The organism is Rhodanobacter aciditrophus (assembly GCF_042679525.1).
Classification (GTDB): domain Bacteria; phylum Pseudomonadota; class Gammaproteobacteria; order Pseudomonadales; family Marinomonadaceae; genus Marinomonas; species Marinomonas aciditrophus.
The window spans coordinates 175,212-193,001 of the sequence record NZ_JBHTMN010000012.1 but is presented as its reverse complement, the minus strand read 5'-3'; the positions used below and the strand labels follow the sequence as shown (position 1 = coordinate 193,001).

The following is a 17,790-nucleotide window of genomic DNA, read 5'->3' as shown; positions in this document are numbered from 1 at the left end:
GTCGTTTACTGTGCCTCTGTGCCTGATTCAGTCGTTTCCATTTCTTCATCAACCACTTCATCTTCATCGGGGTCAACACCATTGAAGTTTTCAAGTTGACGCAGATAAGCCTCTGTAACAATTAAGCGCACCACAGGGGTAATGTTGATCATCAGGTTCTTAGCATCTTCTTCATAGGCTTTGCCACGAATAATGACACCGTGCTTACTGAACAGGCTCAAGATTTCTTTAAAACGAGTCTCTGATGGAATTTCTCGTTTGACCAGCTGAACGTAACGTTCCAAGACAGTGAGGGTATTGGTTGCCACAAAACCATTGTCTACTTCGAAATTCTCGATTTTCTCTTCGTAAACTTGTCGCAGCACCAACAAAATCAAAGTTTCGTCTGTCTTTAAACGAACAAAGGCTTCTTTTTCAACAGGCAACACCCCTGCTAAACGTTCATTTTCGTTTACGTAGAGCTTCATGCCTAAGGCATCAAACAGGTTCGCAAAGTATTGCTGATACATTTCAACCAATAAGAAATGACGTCGTTGGCCATGTTTAAAGGCACTGACAAACTGATTCGCGAGCAGGTAGTTCGCAGTCTGCTGAAACTCCTGTGGGTCTTTCCCTGATTCCTCAGCAGCTTTTTTTAACTCTCTTAGCATGGGGGTTAACTCCTGCGCACTACATTGAATTCACGACATTCGACAAAGTCGCGAACATTGATATATTGATCGGTAAAAATGACATCAAAGGTCTTTTCAATTCGCTTCGCATTGATACCTAACGAACCTATGTAACGAAGGTGGTCGAAGCAAACAAAATCCTCTACAGACTCGATGGTAAAGTCCAACACATGCATGGAGGCTTTCTGGGACAATTGACGATCTAGGTAACCCTGTAATTTAACCGCACTTACCTGTCGTGCTTCATGGAAGCGACGCTGGCGGTCTCGTAAAGCGATGGCATCTTGTGAGACCTCCGCTTGGGTAATAACACGGGGAGCCGGTGGCTCACGTCGCTTAGCAGGCTGGGCTGCAGACTCCACCCCCACCACTTTACTGCCTACCACGTTTTTAAGGGTAGGCAGCACTTCATAGCTTGCCACATCACTAATAATACCAGCGATTTTGTTTGCTAAGCCTGGACGGGACGAGTCCATGTATCGAGCCGTATCAGCCGCCCGCTTCTCAAGTCGATAGCGGTATTCATCAATACGCTCAAGGCGTTGCTCAATGGTCGAAAATGTCTGAATGATATCACGACAGTCTTTTTCGACCGCGGCCAAGGCTTGATCCATAGAGATCAGTTGCTGGTCCGCATAACATTTCGCAATTTTACCGGCGACAGCCGGGTCTGCGAGAAAGTTTTGTGCAAGCTCTAGAATTTGGCGACGAAAACGAAACGGGTTATTACTGGTTTTAATGGTCTTGTAGTCAGCAATCAGAATGCCTTCTACAAACAAATCGAAGAACCCGGCCACTATCTCTTTAGGGTTTCGTTTTGCGAAAAGGTCTCTCTGCAACGATCGAATGCCTAGCAAAATTTGGTTTAAATGTGCCGAGAATTCTCGAGAGGCTTCAGCGGATTGGCTTAGGGTAACTCCGCGCTCTTGGGGGTAATTTGCGACCGACTCCAGGTTACTCAAAATACTTAGCACGGTGGCGCCATAGTTACGCTTACCATGGCGGCTAATCTCAACCAAGGAACGTAGCAGCATGGATACCTGAGGCGTCATCAAAACACTGACCCGATACAGCTCCTGCTCTTCTACTAACCACCCAGTATTTACTAATCGATGGTAGATCCGTAAAGCGTATTCATGAATCGTTTTCGGAGAGTCGAAGCCTTCTTTGATTTCATCATGCCATGCCAGAGTATCCAGCTTATGAAGGGTGTCTTCAATGGACTCTATGATAGCGGATTTCTCTTTAATAGGATCTTCCGCATGATCATAAAACACATCTGACAAATCAAATAATACCGCTTCAACAAGCGCTTTGTTTGAGCCTGATAACGCTTGAAATATCTCATCAGGCAAATGGGTGAATAGCATTAAGAATCAGTCCATTTATAAACGTCTGAGTCGCTGTTAGATTAGTTTTCTACCAGCTTTTTGACGATCGCACTTTCCATTGCTTTGATCACCTCGGGGTTATCTCCAATTGGCTCAAGCAATGTCAGTACACGTTGATTGTTGGTTAAGGTTTCAAGTTGTTTTGGCACATCGACTCGTAAATGCCGGCCTTGGGCAAAAAACAAAGGATAAACCGCCACATTCACTTTATCCGTCGGCAGAGCTGCCAAAACATCTTCAATGCTTGGCGAGCACAATTCCATATACGCCAAACTTACCTTATCTGAAGACACTTCACCAGTCACCCTAGCCAATAGACGTTCGAATGGCAGCCTCCAGTTATCGTCGCTGCTACCGTGGGCCAATAGGATGATATGGTCGTATTGCTTTAGCATCATAGAAATACCTTTGAGTAAGTTGTCATTTTAGCGATTAAGCCTTGTAAAAAGAAGGGCTTAGAAGTGAAAGATCCCGTTTGGCAAATTGATCTGAACATAATTGTGTAACGTATAACCAAGCAACAACCGATCTAGGGCTGAAGCATGAAATTATTGATCACTGGAGCAAATGGCTTTGTTGCCTCTTACCTGATGCCCAAACTGGCTAAGGAAGGTCATGAGCTCTACGCCTTGATACATCAACATTCATTTGCCATTCCTGATTACGTAACAAGATTAAGCTTGGATGACCTAAAAGGCTGGGATTTCGTTTTTAATGGCGTGATCAACTTGGCTGGGGCCAACATAGGGGAAAAACGCTGGACACAAGAACGGAAAAACACCCTCTTTTCAAGTCGAGTGGACTTCACCCAGGAGTTATGTAACTCACTGATCAATAAACCTGCCATCTGGTTGAACGCGTCAGCGGTGGGATATTACGGTAACGATGAGAACAAAACCTTCACCGAAGAAAGCACCCCCAACTCTGGCTTTACCCATGACCTCTGTAATGCATGGGAACAGTTCGCTATAGACAGAGGTTTCCAGCGTACTGTGATCTTTCGCCTAGGCGTTGTGTTAGGCAATGGTGGAGTACTAGACAAGATGTTACTCCCCTACAAATTAGGCCTGGGCAGCAAGATTGGTAGCGGGCGGCAATTTTTCCCATGGATTCACATACAAGATGTCTGCAACTTCATCTGCAATGCCCTCACCGACCAAAGCTATCAAGGGGTGTACAACCTTGTTGCTCCGGAAACAGTAAACCAAGTGTATTTTTCAAAAACTCTTTCTAAGACACTGGGACGCCCCCACTTACTTTGGACGCCAGCCTGCGCATTGGAGCTTGCTATGGGAGAGATGGGAACCTTAGTAACAAAAGGTCAAAAGGTTATACCCAAACGATTGCTAGAACGTGACTTCACATTTGAATATCCAGAACTCAATCAGGCCCTGACATCGATAGTATCAGCCCCTCACGGGGAATGACGGACCTTGCGGGGCACAGGTTGACCTTTATTGTCTTCAAGGGAGTGCCGGCATTCAGGGTATTTTATGCATCCCCAAAAATAGCCTTTAGGGCCTTTTTTACGGACTAAATAGTGGCCACAAGCACGACATGGGTATTTTTTAGCAGATGCGGGTGCGCCATCAAAATCATCCAGTGTCATTTTGCAATCAGGATAATTAGTGCACCCCCAAAACGTATTACCATTATAGGTTTTACGCTTTAACTGCCCACCACACAAAGGACAAAAATATTTTTTAGCACGAACGGGCCTACCCGCTTCATCGTTTGCAGTGTAATCACAGGACGGATAATTTTCACACCCCCAAAAGGTTCCGTTTTTACCCTGCTTTGACACCAGCAGGCCCTGACACTTGGGGCAGCGATAGCGCTTGCTAGGCTCCCCAATATAGCCGGAATCTTGAGAGAGGAACTCATTTTCCCAATGATCAGAGTGAGCCTGATCGTCTTTATCCTTCACTTAAATAGCCTTATTTGTCTTCCTTGCACAAGGTTTCGGAATGCTCACAAACCTTTTCATTACTGTACTCACGGAACTTAGTAACGTTCTCTCGAGTCGCATCTACTGCTTTGCCAGTTACTTCTTTCACCTTTTCCCAAGCGTTAGCTGAAGCTTCGCCCACGTCTCTCCCTACTTCTCTAGTTTTATCTAGAGCACTGCTTGCTGCAGATTTAGTGGATTCCGCCGCGTCATCCGCCTGAACAGGAATAGCGATGGCAACAGCCGCTGAGATCAATAGAACGTTCAAAGCTTTTATTTTCATACTTCTAACCCTTTAAATTAATGTGTTGTTCTAACCAAAGAGATATTTCTTCAGCCGATGATACCTGATAGATAGGACCATATTTTTCGAGTTCCGCCTCTGAAACTAACTCATGATCCCAAGTGGTATGGTACGGCACATGCAATGCAATCCCACCAGCATCCAACACAGGCAAAATATCAGAACGCATGGAGTTACCAATCATTAAAATCTCGTCCGCTGGGATTTGCAAACGATTAAACAGTTTGCGATAGGTTACTTCGTTCTTATTACTCACCACTTCGTATAAGTCGAAATATTGGCTAAGACCCGAGCGGGCTATTTTGCTTTCTTGGTCAAGTAAATCCCCTTTGGTGATCACCATCAGCTGGCATTTCCCCTGCAGACTTTCAAGCAAGTCTTTAATACCAGGTAGAACCTCTATTGGAGAGGCGACCATCTCTTTTGCCAAGGTGATGATTTGATGAACTTCGTAGCCTGTGACTCGCCCTTCTGTTAACTCGATCGCCGTTTCAATCATCGACAGCGTAAAGCCTTTAATCCCATAGCCAAAATTCGCTAAATTACGAACCTGCACAGTATTTAAATGCTCAAGTATGTACTCTTTAGAGTGATAGGCTTCAAGCATAGAAACAAAGTGCTGCTGGGAGTTTTTAAACAGCTCTTCGTTGCGCCAAAGGGTGTCATCCGCATCAAAGGCTATTGTTGTAATCTTCTGTTTTTGCAAAACCTAAATCCAATGTTTTGTGTTATCCCGGACCAAATGCTCATAAACATCAACATGTTCTTCTGAGTCATTCAAGGCGGGAATATAATCAAATGCTTCGCCACCAGCATGAACAAACTCATCTCGTAGCTCCATGCTAATTTCCTCAAGTGTCTCAATACAATCAATCGAGAATGCTGGACTGATCACGTTGATACGTTTGATATTTTTCTCAGGAAAACCTTTCAAAGTCATGTCAGCATAAGGTTTTAGCCACTCTTCTCGACCAAAACGCGATTGATACACATGGGTGTATTCATCTTCGCTTAAACCCAACTTTTCTACCAAGGCTGCGGTCGTGGCCTCACATCTGGCTTGATAGGGATCCCCTTGAGTAACATATCGCTTAGGTATGCCGTGGTATGACAATACCAAATGGCGTCGTTCACCTTGAGCCTCCCACTGGGATTTTACAGACTTCTCCAAAGCTGAAATATAGATGGGGTCGTCGGCATAATCCTGTACCAAGCTCAGTGCTGGCCAATGGGGGCAACGCTTTAAAGACCTCATGAAACGGTCATAGGCCGCCGCGGTAGTTGACCCTGAAAACTGTGGATACATAGGCACTAGCACAATTTTATCGACACCATGTGCTCGAAAGCTTTTAGCCGCCTCTTCAACGGTCGGGGCCCCATAAGTCATAGCTGTTTCTACCACGTAGGCATTAACACCATATTTGCTGTTTAAACGTTCACGCAGCTGATCTCTTAACCTGTTTCCCAAAACTAATAAAGGGGATCCTTCATCCATCCAAACCTGTTGATAGACTTTAGCCACTTTTGCCGGACGGAAGTTGAGAATGACCCCATTAAGAATGGGCTTCCACAACAAAGGACTCATATCGACCACGCGACGATCTGATAAAAATTCTCGTAAGTATCGCTTCACCGCAACCGTTGTCGGTGCATCGGGCGTGCCTAAGTTCATCATCAATACGCCGATCGGCTTCATATCTGATTCCATTTAAAAATAGATTTACGTTCACCAAAAGTATTGGACGCACACATGCCCCCAAACACTCAACATCATCACCAATACGATGGCAGACAAGACTTTGGACTCAAACTGATTAGAGTTTATATGACGACTCACCAGCGTTCCTAGTAATACAGCCATCAAAGAAGCAATGATAACTTCTGGATCAAAAACAAACATTGAAGCATTAGGTAAGGCTAAAACACCAACTAACGCACCAATAATGGATACCAACCATACTACTGCGGAAGCTCCCGGGCTATTAACGGGTAAAAATGCCCTTCCAGACGTGAGGGAAATAAAATGAACAACACCCACTCCTAGCCCCGCCATCAAGCTCAATGGAGAGGCGTAACAGGCCGACAGATTCAAACGCCCAAATAAGACCGCAACCGCCCCTAATGAGGCGATCAGTAACAGCACCAACAAATAATGGGCGTTAATCCCTAAAGCGAGAACCTGAAGTGCGACAAATGCGCCCAAGCCAGAACCTGCCGCAAAACGGGTAACGGATTCAATTTGCAATGTCTGCCGATAGGTAATAATAGTCACCATAGCCAACACAGCGCAGGCTGGTAAAAGATTGACATAAAGGTTGGCAATGCTCGCCAACGATTGAGGAACTATCAAGACACAGGGAATGACTATTAAAGAAGGGTCCAGCAGCACTTTTTTCTGCATCAAGGCGACACAGAAAAAAGCTAAAAACACATAAACAGCAATTAACAGCATTTAAACTCTAAACAACTAGTCTTGTCCCACCACACTGCGAATGCGTTCTTGGATAATAGACGCCAACTTATCAGGCTGGAACTTCGACAAGAAATCATCACACCCCACTTTTTGAACCATGGCCTTATTAAAGCTACCACTCAGGGAAGTATGCAAAACGATGTAGAGATCTTTTAAACGGGGGTCTTCACGAATTTCTCGAGTCAGTCGATAGCCATCCATTTCCGGCATTTCCGCATCCGTAATCAACATCAACAATTTATTGGGTACGTCTTCACCGGCAGAAGCCCAGCCTTTTAGCACATCTAGCCCACGCTTACCGTCAGTAGCTGAATGCACAGTAATACCCAAGTGATCAAGGGTAGATTTACATTGAGCTAAGCCCACAGAGGAATCGTCAACCACCAGTACCTCAAGGCCTTTCGCCAAGGTAAGCAGGTCTTTATCAATCACATCCTCTGAAATACGCGTGTCATAAGGCGTGATTTCCGCCAAGACTTTTTCCACATCAATGATCTCAACCATGCGATCATTGACCCGTGTAATAGCCGTCAGATAATGCTGGCGCCCTGCCCCATCCGGTGGTGGAAGAATTTCACTCCAATTCATATTGATAATGCGATCCACCTCTCCAACCATAAATCCCTGCACCGAGTTATTATACTCAGTCACAATGAGATTACAGGGCTCATCGCGATTAATTGGACGTAAGCCAATGGACTCAGAAAGATCGATAACCGGAATGGTGCGACGACGGAAGTGTGTCACACCCGCCACAGAAGGATGACGATGAGGCATTAAATTGAGACGTGGTAGCTGAACAACTTCTTGAACTTTAAATACGTTAATCGCGAACATTTGCATTCCGCCAAGGCGAAACATTAACAACTCAAGACGGTTTTCACCTACCAGTTGTGTTCGTTGATCAACCGCATCTAACATTCCAGCCATAGGAAACTCCGAGAACTTCTGTTCATCTGCTAATTCAAACTATAGCCATGATAGTTAAATATTGCCGACTTAACAGTATTTTTTTGTCTCAATACGTTGTTAAGTCATGATTTATAAGAAGTTATGTGACAGACTTCCGTGGAATTTGAGACAGCCCGAGGAGTAGCCTAGATGTTTGATATTGGTGTGAACCTTGATCAACCTGCTTATTTAGATGATCTTGATCTATTTAGAAAAGAGTACAACGAGGCTGGTGTGAAAGGGATTATTTGTATCGCCTCACACTTGGAAGAAGCCAGACAAATCCTATCTCATTGCGCACCCTACCATGACATGCAGGTTACACTGGGTTGCCATCCACACCACGCCAGCAGCTGGACGAATGATCACTTCAACATATTACAGACGATGTTTACAAACCACAGCAAGGCTGTAGCGGTTGGGGAAACAGGATTAGATTTTAATCGTAATTATTCTACGCCTGACGAGCAAATTTATGCCTTTGAGCAACAATTAAAACTGGCTGAAGCCGTCAAAAAGCCCTTATTTCTACACGAGCGTGACGCCCAAGACACAATGATTAAGATGCTCAGTAACGCGGACCTTTCAGCCGGTGGCGTGATACATTGCTTTACGGGTGATGAAGACACAATGCAAGCTTACCTTTCCCTTGGTTTGCATGTAGGCATTACGGGTTGGCTACTGGATGAGAGACGTAATGAGGCCATTCAACAGGCGGTAAAATCACTTCCACTTGATCGCCTGTTATTAGAAACAGATGCTCCCTATTTGACACCGCGAAACATTCGCCCTCGTCCCAAGCGAAATCACCCTAAATATTTATCTTACATTGCAGCCGAAATCGCTCGCATAAAAGACCTTGACGTATCGCAAGTGATCGAAGCTGCCAACCAAAACACACGAACACTCTTTTCTGTGTAATCCCTTTTAAGTTGATTAGATATGCCCTAAGCATATCCAGCCTGGGCACGCTCTAATTCAAATATTGACTGTGGCAGTGGGTTCAAAGGGGTCAATGGGCAAACGAGACTGGAAGCACTGTTTAATGAATCACCGATCAACCCCATTGCAGACAATGCTAATACTACAATCTGCGTTGCTTCTTCTTCCGGTACGGTTTGAGACTTGTGATGATAGGACTTCAGTAACGGGAAGAGACCATTCTCAACGAAGCGAGCGGCTATATTTGCGTCGGTAAAGTGACTCTTTTGAAACAAGGCACTTTCAAGAATAAGGGGCTCTAGCAAGGCAACAAGCCCCCCATCCAGCCGTTCAGAAAAACAATCGGCCCGATAAAAGTAATTAGCCCAAGTAGGCTTTGTGTTTAGAATATTAATAAAGTACTTGATGAGAATTGAAATACGATTTTCAACACCTGGCTGGGTGTTCAAGAGTATAAACACATCCTTTTTAATCATCTCTGACAAACAATTGCGAACATCTCGTAGAGCTTCATCTTTGCTATCGTAGTAATTATAAAATGTGCCAATACTGACCCCAGCTTGTTCTGCGACGTGCTGAACGGTTATCTCTCGCCAATTTGTCTCTAACAGGAGATTTTGCACAGAAGTACGTAATCGATCATGGGTAATCAGTCTTTTACGTGGTGGTGTCATATTCAACCCTATCATCCCTTTTGACAAATGGTGCCATGGCTTTACTTATTACTTAAGCATAATTGCAATTAAGTCAAATCATTTAACTTAATATTGACACCTGTCAATTCCATTTTGGTAGACATAAATTAACGCAAATTAGCAGTCAGTTAAACAAACCAAAAGCTCACTGCTGTCAAAGTAAATTAAATTGAGGCGTTAGTATATCATTAGCATTCATATTGAGCATTAGGAAGACCCCCTCAACAATAGGTAAGATTTGTTTATCTATGTAATGCTGGTAATCCACATTGACTAAATCAGACTCATCACGATAGGGCACAACACCAGATAGTTGATACAGGTAAGACACTCGTTTTCGCCCGCGATCGTACTCAGGGGGCAACCCAAGCTTGGCGCGTTCTTCGTCGACCATTTTTGCTGCGCGCACGTGTGGCGGCAAAGTTTTTGTATATTTTGCCAAAGGTCGGGTTAGCTGTTTGGAATACACCAACTCTTGATCAAATTTCCCCTCAAGCAGGTCCCGCACAAAGTCGCTTACATAAGCTTCTGCATCACGGTCATGAAAAAGGTGGTCAAATAGCTCAACTTGAAAGCGTTTGGCTATGGGCGTCCAATCGCTCCTGGCAGCTTCTAACCCTTTAAATACAAGTTCCCCATTGCTCAAACCCGCATAGCGTTTTTTCGAACCTTCTTCTTGCCCACGAATGGTTGGCATATAAAACCGAGTATACAGAGTCTCAAATTCAAGCTCTAAATAAGAGTTCAAATCTGCATAGTCACCACACCAATCTGCTAAACACTGGTTAATCACAGCACACAACTCAGTACCAGCTTGCCTTGCTTCTTCTTCATTCAAATCATCAGACAGGGTGATAAACAAAGAATCTGTGTCCCCATAAATCACTTTAGCGCCGCGTTCTTCCATCCAGTCCTTGGTACGCCCAAGCAATTCATGACCTCGCATAGTGATAGAGCTAGCCAACTCCGCATGATAAAAGCGGCACACAGCAGAACCCAGCACGCCGTAAAATGAGTTCATAATGATTTTGATGGCATAACTCAAAATACTGTTGCCGTCTCGTTTGGCTTGCTCTCTAGATTGTGCCAGCTCCGTCACCAACTCTGGCAAAATGGCATATTGACGCTCAAATGAGGCTCCACGGTAACCAGGCACCAATGAGGGATCTTGCTTCAGGGCTTGCGCGACTATTCTCGCCAAAGGGTCCACATAGAAGGTGCGAATGATGCTGGGATATAGACTCTTAAAATCAAAAACAAGCACGTTTTTATATAAACCCGGTACCGAAGACATGACAAAACCACCCGGGCTCGCGACAAACTTCTCGTCTCGCCAAGCGGGCGCCACCCAACCCTTACGGTGCAGTCGTGGTAAATACAGGTTTTCAAAGGAAGCAACCGACCCTCCTGTTTGAGATAAAGGGATACCGGTCAAATCAACTCGTGTTTGCTGTAATTCAATAAGTTGAAGCTTGTGAAAGATTCGTTCAACCAGAACACAATCCTGTAAGTTGTAAGCAACAAACTGAGGCAAATCCTCCTGATGCATACGCTCGATTTCTTGCCAGCGATCACCACCAGTGAGTAACTTACCATCATCCAGCAATTCATGGCTGACGTTATTTAAGCTGTAAGAATTAAAATGGTATCCCCCCACTTTTAGCATGGTGATGCCATCTAACACTACTCGCCCAGCCATGTTGGCGAACACCTTCCCAGATTCTTTTGCTTCTCTAACACGCCATGGCTCTCCCCCAACACCTAAAGCAGGACTGAGCCCCAAGGCCCTAAATCTCTGATCAAGAAACATCAGGTCAAAGCCAATAACATTCCATCCAATGATGATGTCTGGACTATGGCGGCGGACAAACTTAATAAACGCCAACAGTAGCTTACGCTCATCTGAAAAAGCATAAACGTTGTCAATCTCCACAGTGGAATCACTCACCACCAAGACCACCTGACGCTCACCACTCGTGATACCAATAGACAGGAGTTCATTACGAGAGACAGAGGTTTCAATGTCTAAAGACCAAACTTGCCAATCCGCATGATAAGTTCCCGGCTTCATTCGAGCATCAGTAAAAGCTCCGCCTTCCGGTCGCCCGATAAACTCTACTTGGCCACGTATGTTCCGCTCCATTAAATAGCGGTCTTCTGGCTTTACATCTTCTTCGTAAACGTCATAGCCCTGTTTTTTTACTAGGGCAACCATTTGGCGCAGCAACAATAAGCTTGCGCAACGCACCACAGTGACGTTTTCATGGGAAAAGGATTTTAGGTGACTGTCTTCGCAAGTCACACCTACTACATTAGGTTCAATGACATCCGCAGGAGCATTAGTAAAGAAAAGCGAGTCAGGGTTAGCGATACTCACCCTGACTGTTCCGCCATCCGTTTTAACGTAATAGTGAATGTCTAATTGACCTTTTTCATCACTGCTGTGACGGCTGACGATATAACCTTGATGTGTTTCAAACATGAATAGATGTACTTAAATGGATCTCAAAAGTCGAATGGGCGGCACTTTTAACACAGCTCGACTCGCAAATACACCTATAATTGTCACAATCAACCATCCAGCCAAAGGACCAATTACCCAGAGAACAGGATGTGGACTCACTTCCATTTCAAAAACAAAGTGCTGCAATCCAATTAGTGAGAGCTCCGCACCGGCGGCACCCACTAGGCCAGAAAACAAACCCAGCGCTCCGAACTCCACTAACAGAGCTTGTCGCACAACCGCTTTCGTTGCACCAAGTGTTCGTAGCAATGCCCCCTCTTCAAGTCGCTCATCCAAGGTTGCACGTACACTGGCGATCAATACCAAGGCCCCCGCAGACAAGATAAAGGCTAGTACTATCTGCAAGGCACTGGCGAGCTGAGCAATAATTGCTTGAACCTGTTTAAGTAACTCACCAATATTTAACATGGATACCGTGGGATAGTTCGCCATGAAGCGATAGAAACCAGGTGCCGTCGCATCGGTCAAAAACACACTGCTCACATAATTGGCTTGATAATCAGATAGCACTGACTCAGGCAATATCAGATAAAAGTTAGGCTGCATACTTTGCCAATCCACTTCCCGTATAGACGTAATCGGCAAGGTGTAATCAATACCACCAATATTAATGGTTAATTCGTCCCCTAAGGTGACACCAGCCTCAACCGCTGCCTCTTGCTCAATGGATAAACCTTCACCATTAAAGTTACCCTCAACCACACTGGTGCCCTCACCTAACTCATTCGCCCAAGTCAGGTTTAGCTCTCGTTCAGCGATTTCAGGTTCATCTCGACGATCAGGAAACAAGACCTCAACCGCTTCCCCATTAATATGTGTCACACGGCCACGAACCATTGGAAACCAGTCGGACGACACAATATTGGCACTCTGAGTATATTGAGAAATACCCTCAAGCTGCTGTGCTTGAACATTAAACAAATAGTGATTTGGGGTGTCTTCTGGAATCTGATTTTGCCAGTCACGTATCAGGTTACTCTGAACCCCCACCAAAACTAAACTCAGCATAATAATTAAGGTAAACACCAATAACTGAAACAGGTTGCTCACTAAGCGACGATGCAAAGAGGCTAAACCAACCTGCCACCCCGTAGTGGCTTGCCTTGATAATGAGCGACTGACACGAAACAGCCCCCATCCCACCAAAAACACCAGCAAGGTGACAGCCCCCAGCGCCACCATCATGATGCTCGGCAAAGTCCAGCCCCCCGCATAGACCACCATCAGTAGGTACATGCCCACCAATCCAAAGACAAACAAGGATACGGCGCTGCCTTTTATTTCAGCATTTGGCTGCAGTACACGCAGGGGTGGAACTTGTATTAACCGTGCAAGTAAGGGCGCACAAAATGCTAGGACAGAAATACCCGCCGTAGCTGCGCCAAGCCATAACTTCACCAAACTAGGCGCAGGTAATTCTGACGTCATTAGCGAGGATAATAATTGGGCAATAAACTCCTGCACCCCAAGCCCAAGAGCCGACCCGATAAGAATCCCCAGAAGCGTAATCATCACCACCTGAAAGGACATCAAAGACACCAATCGCTTGGGCGTCGCCCCAAGGGTTTTCATCACCGCAAATTGAGTTAGATGACGTTTTACATAACGAGAGGATGCCAGCGCCATGGCCACCCCTGACATCACTACAGCCAAGGTTCCAGCCAATAACAAAAAGGACTCGGCGCGATTAACTGTGCTGCCAATGCGCTCGCCACGCTCTATTGGCGTTCTAATACGCTCATTTTCTGGGAGCTGAGCAGATAAAGACGCATCAAAACTTTCTAGTGCGCTCTGATCCCCAGCATACAAAAAGGCATAACGCACCCGAGAACCAGGAATAATCACTTCCGTAGCCGCTAAGTCCGCTTCGTTCATTACTGCCCTTGGGGCAATAGAAAAAGCCGACGTGGCACTGCCTGGATCCCGTACCAGGTATTTGGACACCCTTAACTCCTTCTCTCCAACCCGAACTGTGTCATCGAGAACAACCGACAACAGACTGGCTAAGCGAGAAGAAATCCAGATAGTACCTGGTAATGGAGACGCCGAGGTTTCTACCCCAGCACCAAATGGATTGGTGTCCGTGAGATAAGCCCCCCGCAAAGGGTAGTTGGACTCAACCGCGGTGATTTGTGCCAATTGCAGGCCTTCACCACCAAAGGCCATAGACGAGAATGACGCTGTCCTAGCTGTTTCTAACCCTGCCGCTTGAGCTTCCTCTATCCATTCTAAGGGGATCGGGTCGTCCCGTCTGACACTTCGATCTGCACCCAATAGATTGGCAGACTGCACTTCAAAAGATTGCTGTAATCGGTCTACAAATAAACCAATGCCTGTGACAGTCGCAACAGACAAAACAAGGGCTACCAATAGAGTCAGCACATCCCCCGTTTTAAATTCACGTAATAGGAGTCTCCACGCAAACATTTACGACTCCTTCAGCATGCCATCGGCGATTTCAATCTGGCGGTCACAACGCTTTGCAAGCTCAGGATCATGGGTCACCACAACCAAAGTGGTGCCCTCCTCCTTATTCAAATCAAACAGCAGGTCTTCCACCAGATCACCATTCTTACTGTCTAGGTTTCCGGTGGGCTCATCCGCAAATAGAATTTTAGGGGCTGAGGCAAACGCTCTGGCAATGGCAACACGCTGCTGCTCTCCCCCAGACAGTTGTCGCGGATAATGATCTAGACGATGCGCTAACCCCACAGCCTCTAGCAAGGCATGGGCACGATCGTTAGCGGATTTTTCACCTTTTAATTCATTGGGCAACATGACATTTTCAAGGGCCGTCAAACTGGGCAATAGATGAAACGACTGAAAGATAAAGCCCACATATTTACCCCGCAAAACAGCTCGACCTTCTTCATCTAGCGTTTCTAGCTTCTCCCCAAACAACTCGATACTTCCGCCGGTATGCTGATCCAAACCGGCCATCAAACCAAGGAGCGTAGATTTACCGGAACCAGAGGAGCCAATAATGGCAACGGATTCCCCGTCCTTGATTTCGATGTTAATTCCTTTCAGTATGTCCAGTTGCCCGTTATTGGTATCGACGGAATGATTTAAGTCTCTGATGGTCAAAGCCGACGGTGTTTCCATGTCTTGCATATATAAGGTGCCCTATAATGTTTAAACTGTTCATTTCACTTGGAATGCTGTTGCTGTCAGTGTCAATTCAAGCCAAAACGCTATTGGTTTTTGGCGACAGTCTCAGTGCTGCATATAACCTCAGACAACAGGATGGCTGGGTTAGTTTAATGGCAGAAGCGTTAAAATCTTCCCACCCAGAAATTACTGTTGTAAATGCCAGCGTTAGTGGCGAAACCAGTCAAGGTGGATTGTCACGCTTACCTGCACTTTTAGAACGCTATGATCCCAGCTGGGTTGTTTTAGAACTCGGTGCTAACGATGGTCTGCGTGGCTATCCACTGCAACAAACTCAAGAAAACCTAGCAACCATGATTGACCTTGCCATGAATACCAATGCAGAAGTACTCCTTATTGGTAATCGTCTTCCCAGTAACTATGGCCGCACCTACACTGAGCAATTTTTTACTATGTACAAGACTCTAGCGGACAGTAAAGAGGTGGCATACATTCCCTTTATGCTGGAAAATGTCGCCCTTGATAAATCACTTATGCAAAGCGATGGCCTTCACCCCAATGCCGCTGGCCAGCCCATAGTTCTAAACAACATAGCACCGGTTCTCTTGCCAATGCTGCAATAACCTAAGGAAGTACGATGAAAGCTGTATTTTTGGATCGTGGATCTTTCCCTGAAAATATAGATATTCCACTCCCTGACTGTATTACCCAGTCAGAGTTTTACCATAATTCTGATGACAGCAATGTGGTTGAAAGAATTCAAGACGCAGAGATCATTCTCACCAACAAGGTAAAACTCAATCAGGCTCAACTTGCCCAAGCACCGAATCTAAAATTAATCCAAGTCATGGCGACAGGCCTTAACAATGTGGATTTAGAGGCTTGCGCGTCACTTGGGATCGCAGTACGTAATGTTTCCGGCTATTCCACTGAAGCCGTCCCAGAACACACTTTCTCACTGATTTTGGCTTTGCGCCGTAAGGTTTTTCAGTATCATCAAGATGTACGCAATGGGCGCTGGGCGCATTCAGAATTCTTCTGCTTTATGGATCACCCTATGCAGGACATCTACGGCAGTACCTTAGCCATCATTGGAAAAGGGGCACTAGGAACACGAGTCGCTACCATCGCCGAAGCCTTTGGCATGAAAACAGTATTTGCTGAGCACAAATCAGCCACTAAAATTCGTTCTGGTTATGTTGCCTTTGAAGAAGCCATCAGTAGCGCTGACATCATCACCCTACACTGCCCATTAACCAGTGACACCAAAGATCTGATTAATGCAGAAGCATTTGCCAAAATGAAATCCAACGCCTTAGTGATCAACACAGGTCGTGGTGGTTTAGTGAATGAAGAAGACTTGGTCTCTGCATTAACGTCAGGTCAAATTGCTGGGGCGGGATTTGACGTGGCTACGGTAGAACCCATGCCACAAGACCATATTCTAAATACCCTTATGGACATGCCCAATTTCTTACTGACGCCTCATGTTGCATGGGCCAGTGAAAATGCGATGACCAGACTGGTTAACATTGCAGCGACCAACATCGAAACCTTTGTTAAACAAGAGGCCAAATGAGTCTCGACATCCTGTATCAAGATTCCGCCATTGTGGCGGTTAATAAACCCAGCGGTTTACTGGTGCACCGAACGGATCTCGCCAAAGAAGAACAAGACGCGGTAGTACAGCGTCTAAATGAGCAACTAGGCCAATGGGTTTACCCTATACATCGACTTGATAGAGCCACTTCAGGGGTACTGATTATGGCGCTAGACAGTGACACTGCAGCCCAGCTTGGGAACCAATTTACTGATCGCGAAACCCAAAAAGTTTACCAAGCCATTGTCCGAGGCCACACCAACGACAATGGGATCATTGATTATCCCCTTGCAAAGCTTAACGAAGAAAAAGGCAGGTCAAGGTTTAAAATTGAAGGCACAGAAAAAGAAGCGGTTAGCCACTATAGAACACTACAGCACTTTGAAATCCCCTATGCCGTCAGTCGTTATGACAAGATGCGTCTTAGTTTAGTGGAAGTGAGACCCGAACATGGCCGCACCCATCAAATCCGGCGCCACTTTAAACACATCTTTCACCCACTTCTTGGGGATACCCGTTATGGCTGCCGCCATCATAACCAGGTAATGAGGGCGAACTGGAACCCGGCTTTGCGACTTATGCTTCATGCAACCTCTCTGACCATTCAGCACCCAAAAAGTGGAGAATCCTTGACCATCAATGCACCACTGCCACAAGATTTTAATGAACTGATAGCAGAGCTTAATGCACTATCAGTACCAGACTTACCCAGCAATACAGTGAATTAAATTATGAGCAAAAGACTAGTTTACTCAACAGACCAAGGACGACTGTGTCCAGAATGCAACCAAGCCATCGATGACTGTCGCTGCAGTACCGCAGACCAACCCCTAGGCAGTGGCAACGTTAAAATTCAGCTCGAGACAAAAGGCCGAAAAGGAAAAGGGGTAACTTTAGTTAAAGATTTAGCGCTTACAGCCGATGAGTTAAAGGCACTTGGGAAAAAGCTAAAGAATCACTGTGGTGTCGGCGGATCCGTTAAAGACGGAACAATTGAAATTCAAGGTGATCAACGCCCCAAGATTAAAGCGTTTCTTGAAAGCCAAGGGATTAAGGCCAAAATAGCTGGAGGCTAGTTACAAAAGTTAACAGTTGTATTTTTACTGTAACCTAATCGATACATGAGAATGGAAATTGTCCCTATTTATCAATAAGCTAAGGTTTTGTTTTATACGCGCAA

At 45.5% G+C, this 17,790-nt stretch carries 19 protein-coding genes; 6 read left to right on the top strand and 13 right to left on the bottom strand.

Features of this window, described 5'->3' with window-relative positions; translation table 11 throughout:
* Positions 1-5: 5 nt before the first annotated feature.
* The 3 genes from ACFQ45_RS11870 to ACFQ45_RS11860 are packed head-to-tail and all read right to left on the bottom strand — an operon-like array spanning position 6 to position 2,460.
* Complete coding sequence (locus ACFQ45_RS11870; protein ID WP_377367943.1) at positions 6-650, bottom strand: DUF4194 domain-containing protein; 645 nt, start codon at positions 648-650, stop codon at positions 6-8.
* A 5-nt stretch (positions 651-655) separates the two neighbouring features.
* Positions 656-2,041, bottom strand: a complete 1,386-nt coding sequence (locus tag ACFQ45_RS11865) for a Wadjet anti-phage system protein JetA family protein (protein ID WP_377367941.1) — start codon at positions 2,039-2,041, stop codon at positions 656-658.
* A gap of 41 nt (positions 2,042-2,082) precedes the next feature.
* On the bottom strand, positions 2,083-2,460 hold the full coding sequence (locus tag ACFQ45_RS11860) for a sirohydrochlorin chelatase (protein ID WP_377367939.1): 378 nt from the start codon (positions 2,458-2,460) through the stop codon (positions 2,083-2,085).
* A 144-nt stretch (positions 2,461-2,604) separates the two neighbouring features.
* On the opposite strand from ACFQ45_RS11860, the gene ACFQ45_RS11855 reads away from it, so the two are divergent.
* On the top strand, positions 2,605-3,489 hold the full coding sequence (locus ACFQ45_RS11855) for a TIGR01777 family oxidoreductase (RefSeq protein WP_377367937.1): 885 nt from the start codon (positions 2,605-2,607) through the stop codon (positions 3,487-3,489).
* Here ACFQ45_RS11855 and ACFQ45_RS11850 read toward each other — a convergent pair.
* The 6 genes from ACFQ45_RS11850 to ACFQ45_RS11825 are packed head-to-tail and all read right to left on the bottom strand — an operon-like array spanning position 3,477 to position 7,717.
* Complete coding sequence (locus ACFQ45_RS11850) at positions 3,477-3,989, bottom strand: DNA topoisomerase family protein (protein ID WP_377367935.1); 513 nt, start codon at positions 3,987-3,989, stop codon at positions 3,477-3,479. The genes ACFQ45_RS11855 and ACFQ45_RS11850 overlap by 13 nt on opposite strands.
* A gap of 10 nt (positions 3,990-3,999) precedes the next feature.
* Positions 4,000-4,293: a hypothetical protein gene (locus tag ACFQ45_RS11845; protein ID WP_377367933.1), complete on the bottom strand. Its 294-nt coding sequence runs from the start codon at positions 4,291-4,293 to the stop codon at positions 4,000-4,002.
* A gap of 4 nt (positions 4,294-4,297) precedes the next feature.
* Complete coding sequence (locus ACFQ45_RS11840) at positions 4,298-5,020, bottom strand: HAD family hydrolase (protein ID WP_377367931.1); 723 nt, start codon at positions 5,018-5,020, stop codon at positions 4,298-4,300.
* A gap of 3 nt (positions 5,021-5,023) precedes the next feature.
* Positions 5,024-6,010: a ferrochelatase gene (gene hemH, locus ACFQ45_RS11835; protein WP_377367929.1), complete on the bottom strand. Its 987-nt coding sequence runs from the start codon at positions 6,008-6,010 to the stop codon at positions 5,024-5,026.
* Between the two features lie 30 nt (positions 6,011-6,040).
* Complete coding sequence (locus ACFQ45_RS11830; protein WP_377367927.1) at positions 6,041-6,766, bottom strand: hypothetical protein; 726 nt, start codon at positions 6,764-6,766, stop codon at positions 6,041-6,043.
* 15 nt (positions 6,767-6,781) lie between these two features.
* Positions 6,782-7,717 (bottom strand): chemotaxis protein CheV, encoded by a 936-nt coding sequence (locus tag ACFQ45_RS11825; RefSeq protein ID WP_377367925.1) that lies wholly within the window; start codon positions 7,715-7,717, stop codon positions 6,782-6,784.
* Positions 7,718-7,888: 171 nt separating this feature from the next.
* Here ACFQ45_RS11825 and ACFQ45_RS11820 point away from each other — a divergent pair, with 171 nt between their 5' ends.
* Positions 7,889-8,659, top strand: coding sequence for a TatD family hydrolase (locus tag ACFQ45_RS11820; RefSeq protein WP_377367923.1), 771 nt, complete (start codon positions 7,889-7,891; stop codon positions 8,657-8,659).
* Positions 8,660-8,685: 26 nt separating this feature from the next.
* Here the strand turns inward: ACFQ45_RS11820 and ACFQ45_RS11815 are convergent, their stop codons facing one another.
* From ACFQ45_RS11815 to ACFQ45_RS11800, 4 genes are all read right to left on the bottom strand, one after another.
* Positions 8,686-9,354, bottom strand: a complete 669-nt coding sequence (locus ACFQ45_RS11815; protein ID WP_377367921.1) for a TetR/AcrR family transcriptional regulator — start codon at positions 9,352-9,354, stop codon at positions 8,686-8,688.
* Between the two features lie 175 nt (positions 9,355-9,529).
* Positions 9,530-11,857 (bottom strand): DNA polymerase II, encoded by a 2,328-nt coding sequence (locus ACFQ45_RS11810; RefSeq protein ID WP_377367919.1) that lies wholly within the window; start codon positions 11,855-11,857, stop codon positions 9,530-9,532.
* A 12-nt stretch (positions 11,858-11,869) separates the two neighbouring features.
* Positions 11,870-14,326, bottom strand: coding sequence for an ABC transporter permease (locus tag ACFQ45_RS11805; RefSeq protein ID WP_377367917.1), 2,457 nt, complete (start codon positions 14,324-14,326; stop codon positions 11,870-11,872).
* Positions 14,327-15,013 (bottom strand): ABC transporter ATP-binding protein, encoded by a 687-nt coding sequence (locus tag ACFQ45_RS11800; protein WP_377367915.1) that lies wholly within the window; start codon positions 15,011-15,013, stop codon positions 14,327-14,329.
* 17 nt (positions 15,014-15,030) lie between these two features.
* Between ACFQ45_RS11800 and ACFQ45_RS11795 the strand changes: the two genes are divergently transcribed.
* From ACFQ45_RS11795 to ACFQ45_RS11780, 4 genes are read left to right on the top strand one after another with little or no spacing between them, the layout of a single operon-like run.
* Positions 15,031-15,633 (top strand): arylesterase, encoded by a 603-nt coding sequence (locus ACFQ45_RS11795; protein ID WP_377367913.1) that lies wholly within the window; start codon positions 15,031-15,033, stop codon positions 15,631-15,633.
* Between the two features lie 14 nt (positions 15,634-15,647).
* On the top strand, positions 15,648-16,589 hold the full coding sequence (locus ACFQ45_RS11790) for a D-2-hydroxyacid dehydrogenase (protein WP_377367911.1): 942 nt from the start codon (positions 15,648-15,650) through the stop codon (positions 16,587-16,589).
* A complete protein-coding gene (locus ACFQ45_RS11785) occupies positions 16,586-17,338 on the top strand; it encodes a pseudouridine synthase (protein WP_377367909.1) in 753 nt (250 codons plus the stop codon). The genes ACFQ45_RS11790 and ACFQ45_RS11785 overlap by 4 nt, the downstream gene beginning before the upstream one ends.
* 3 nt (positions 17,339-17,341) lie before the next feature.
* Positions 17,342-17,686: a translation initiation factor gene (locus ACFQ45_RS11780; protein ID WP_377367907.1), complete on the top strand. Its 345-nt coding sequence runs from the start codon at positions 17,342-17,344 to the stop codon at positions 17,684-17,686.
* The last annotated feature ends 104 nt before the right edge of the window (positions 17,687-17,790 follow it).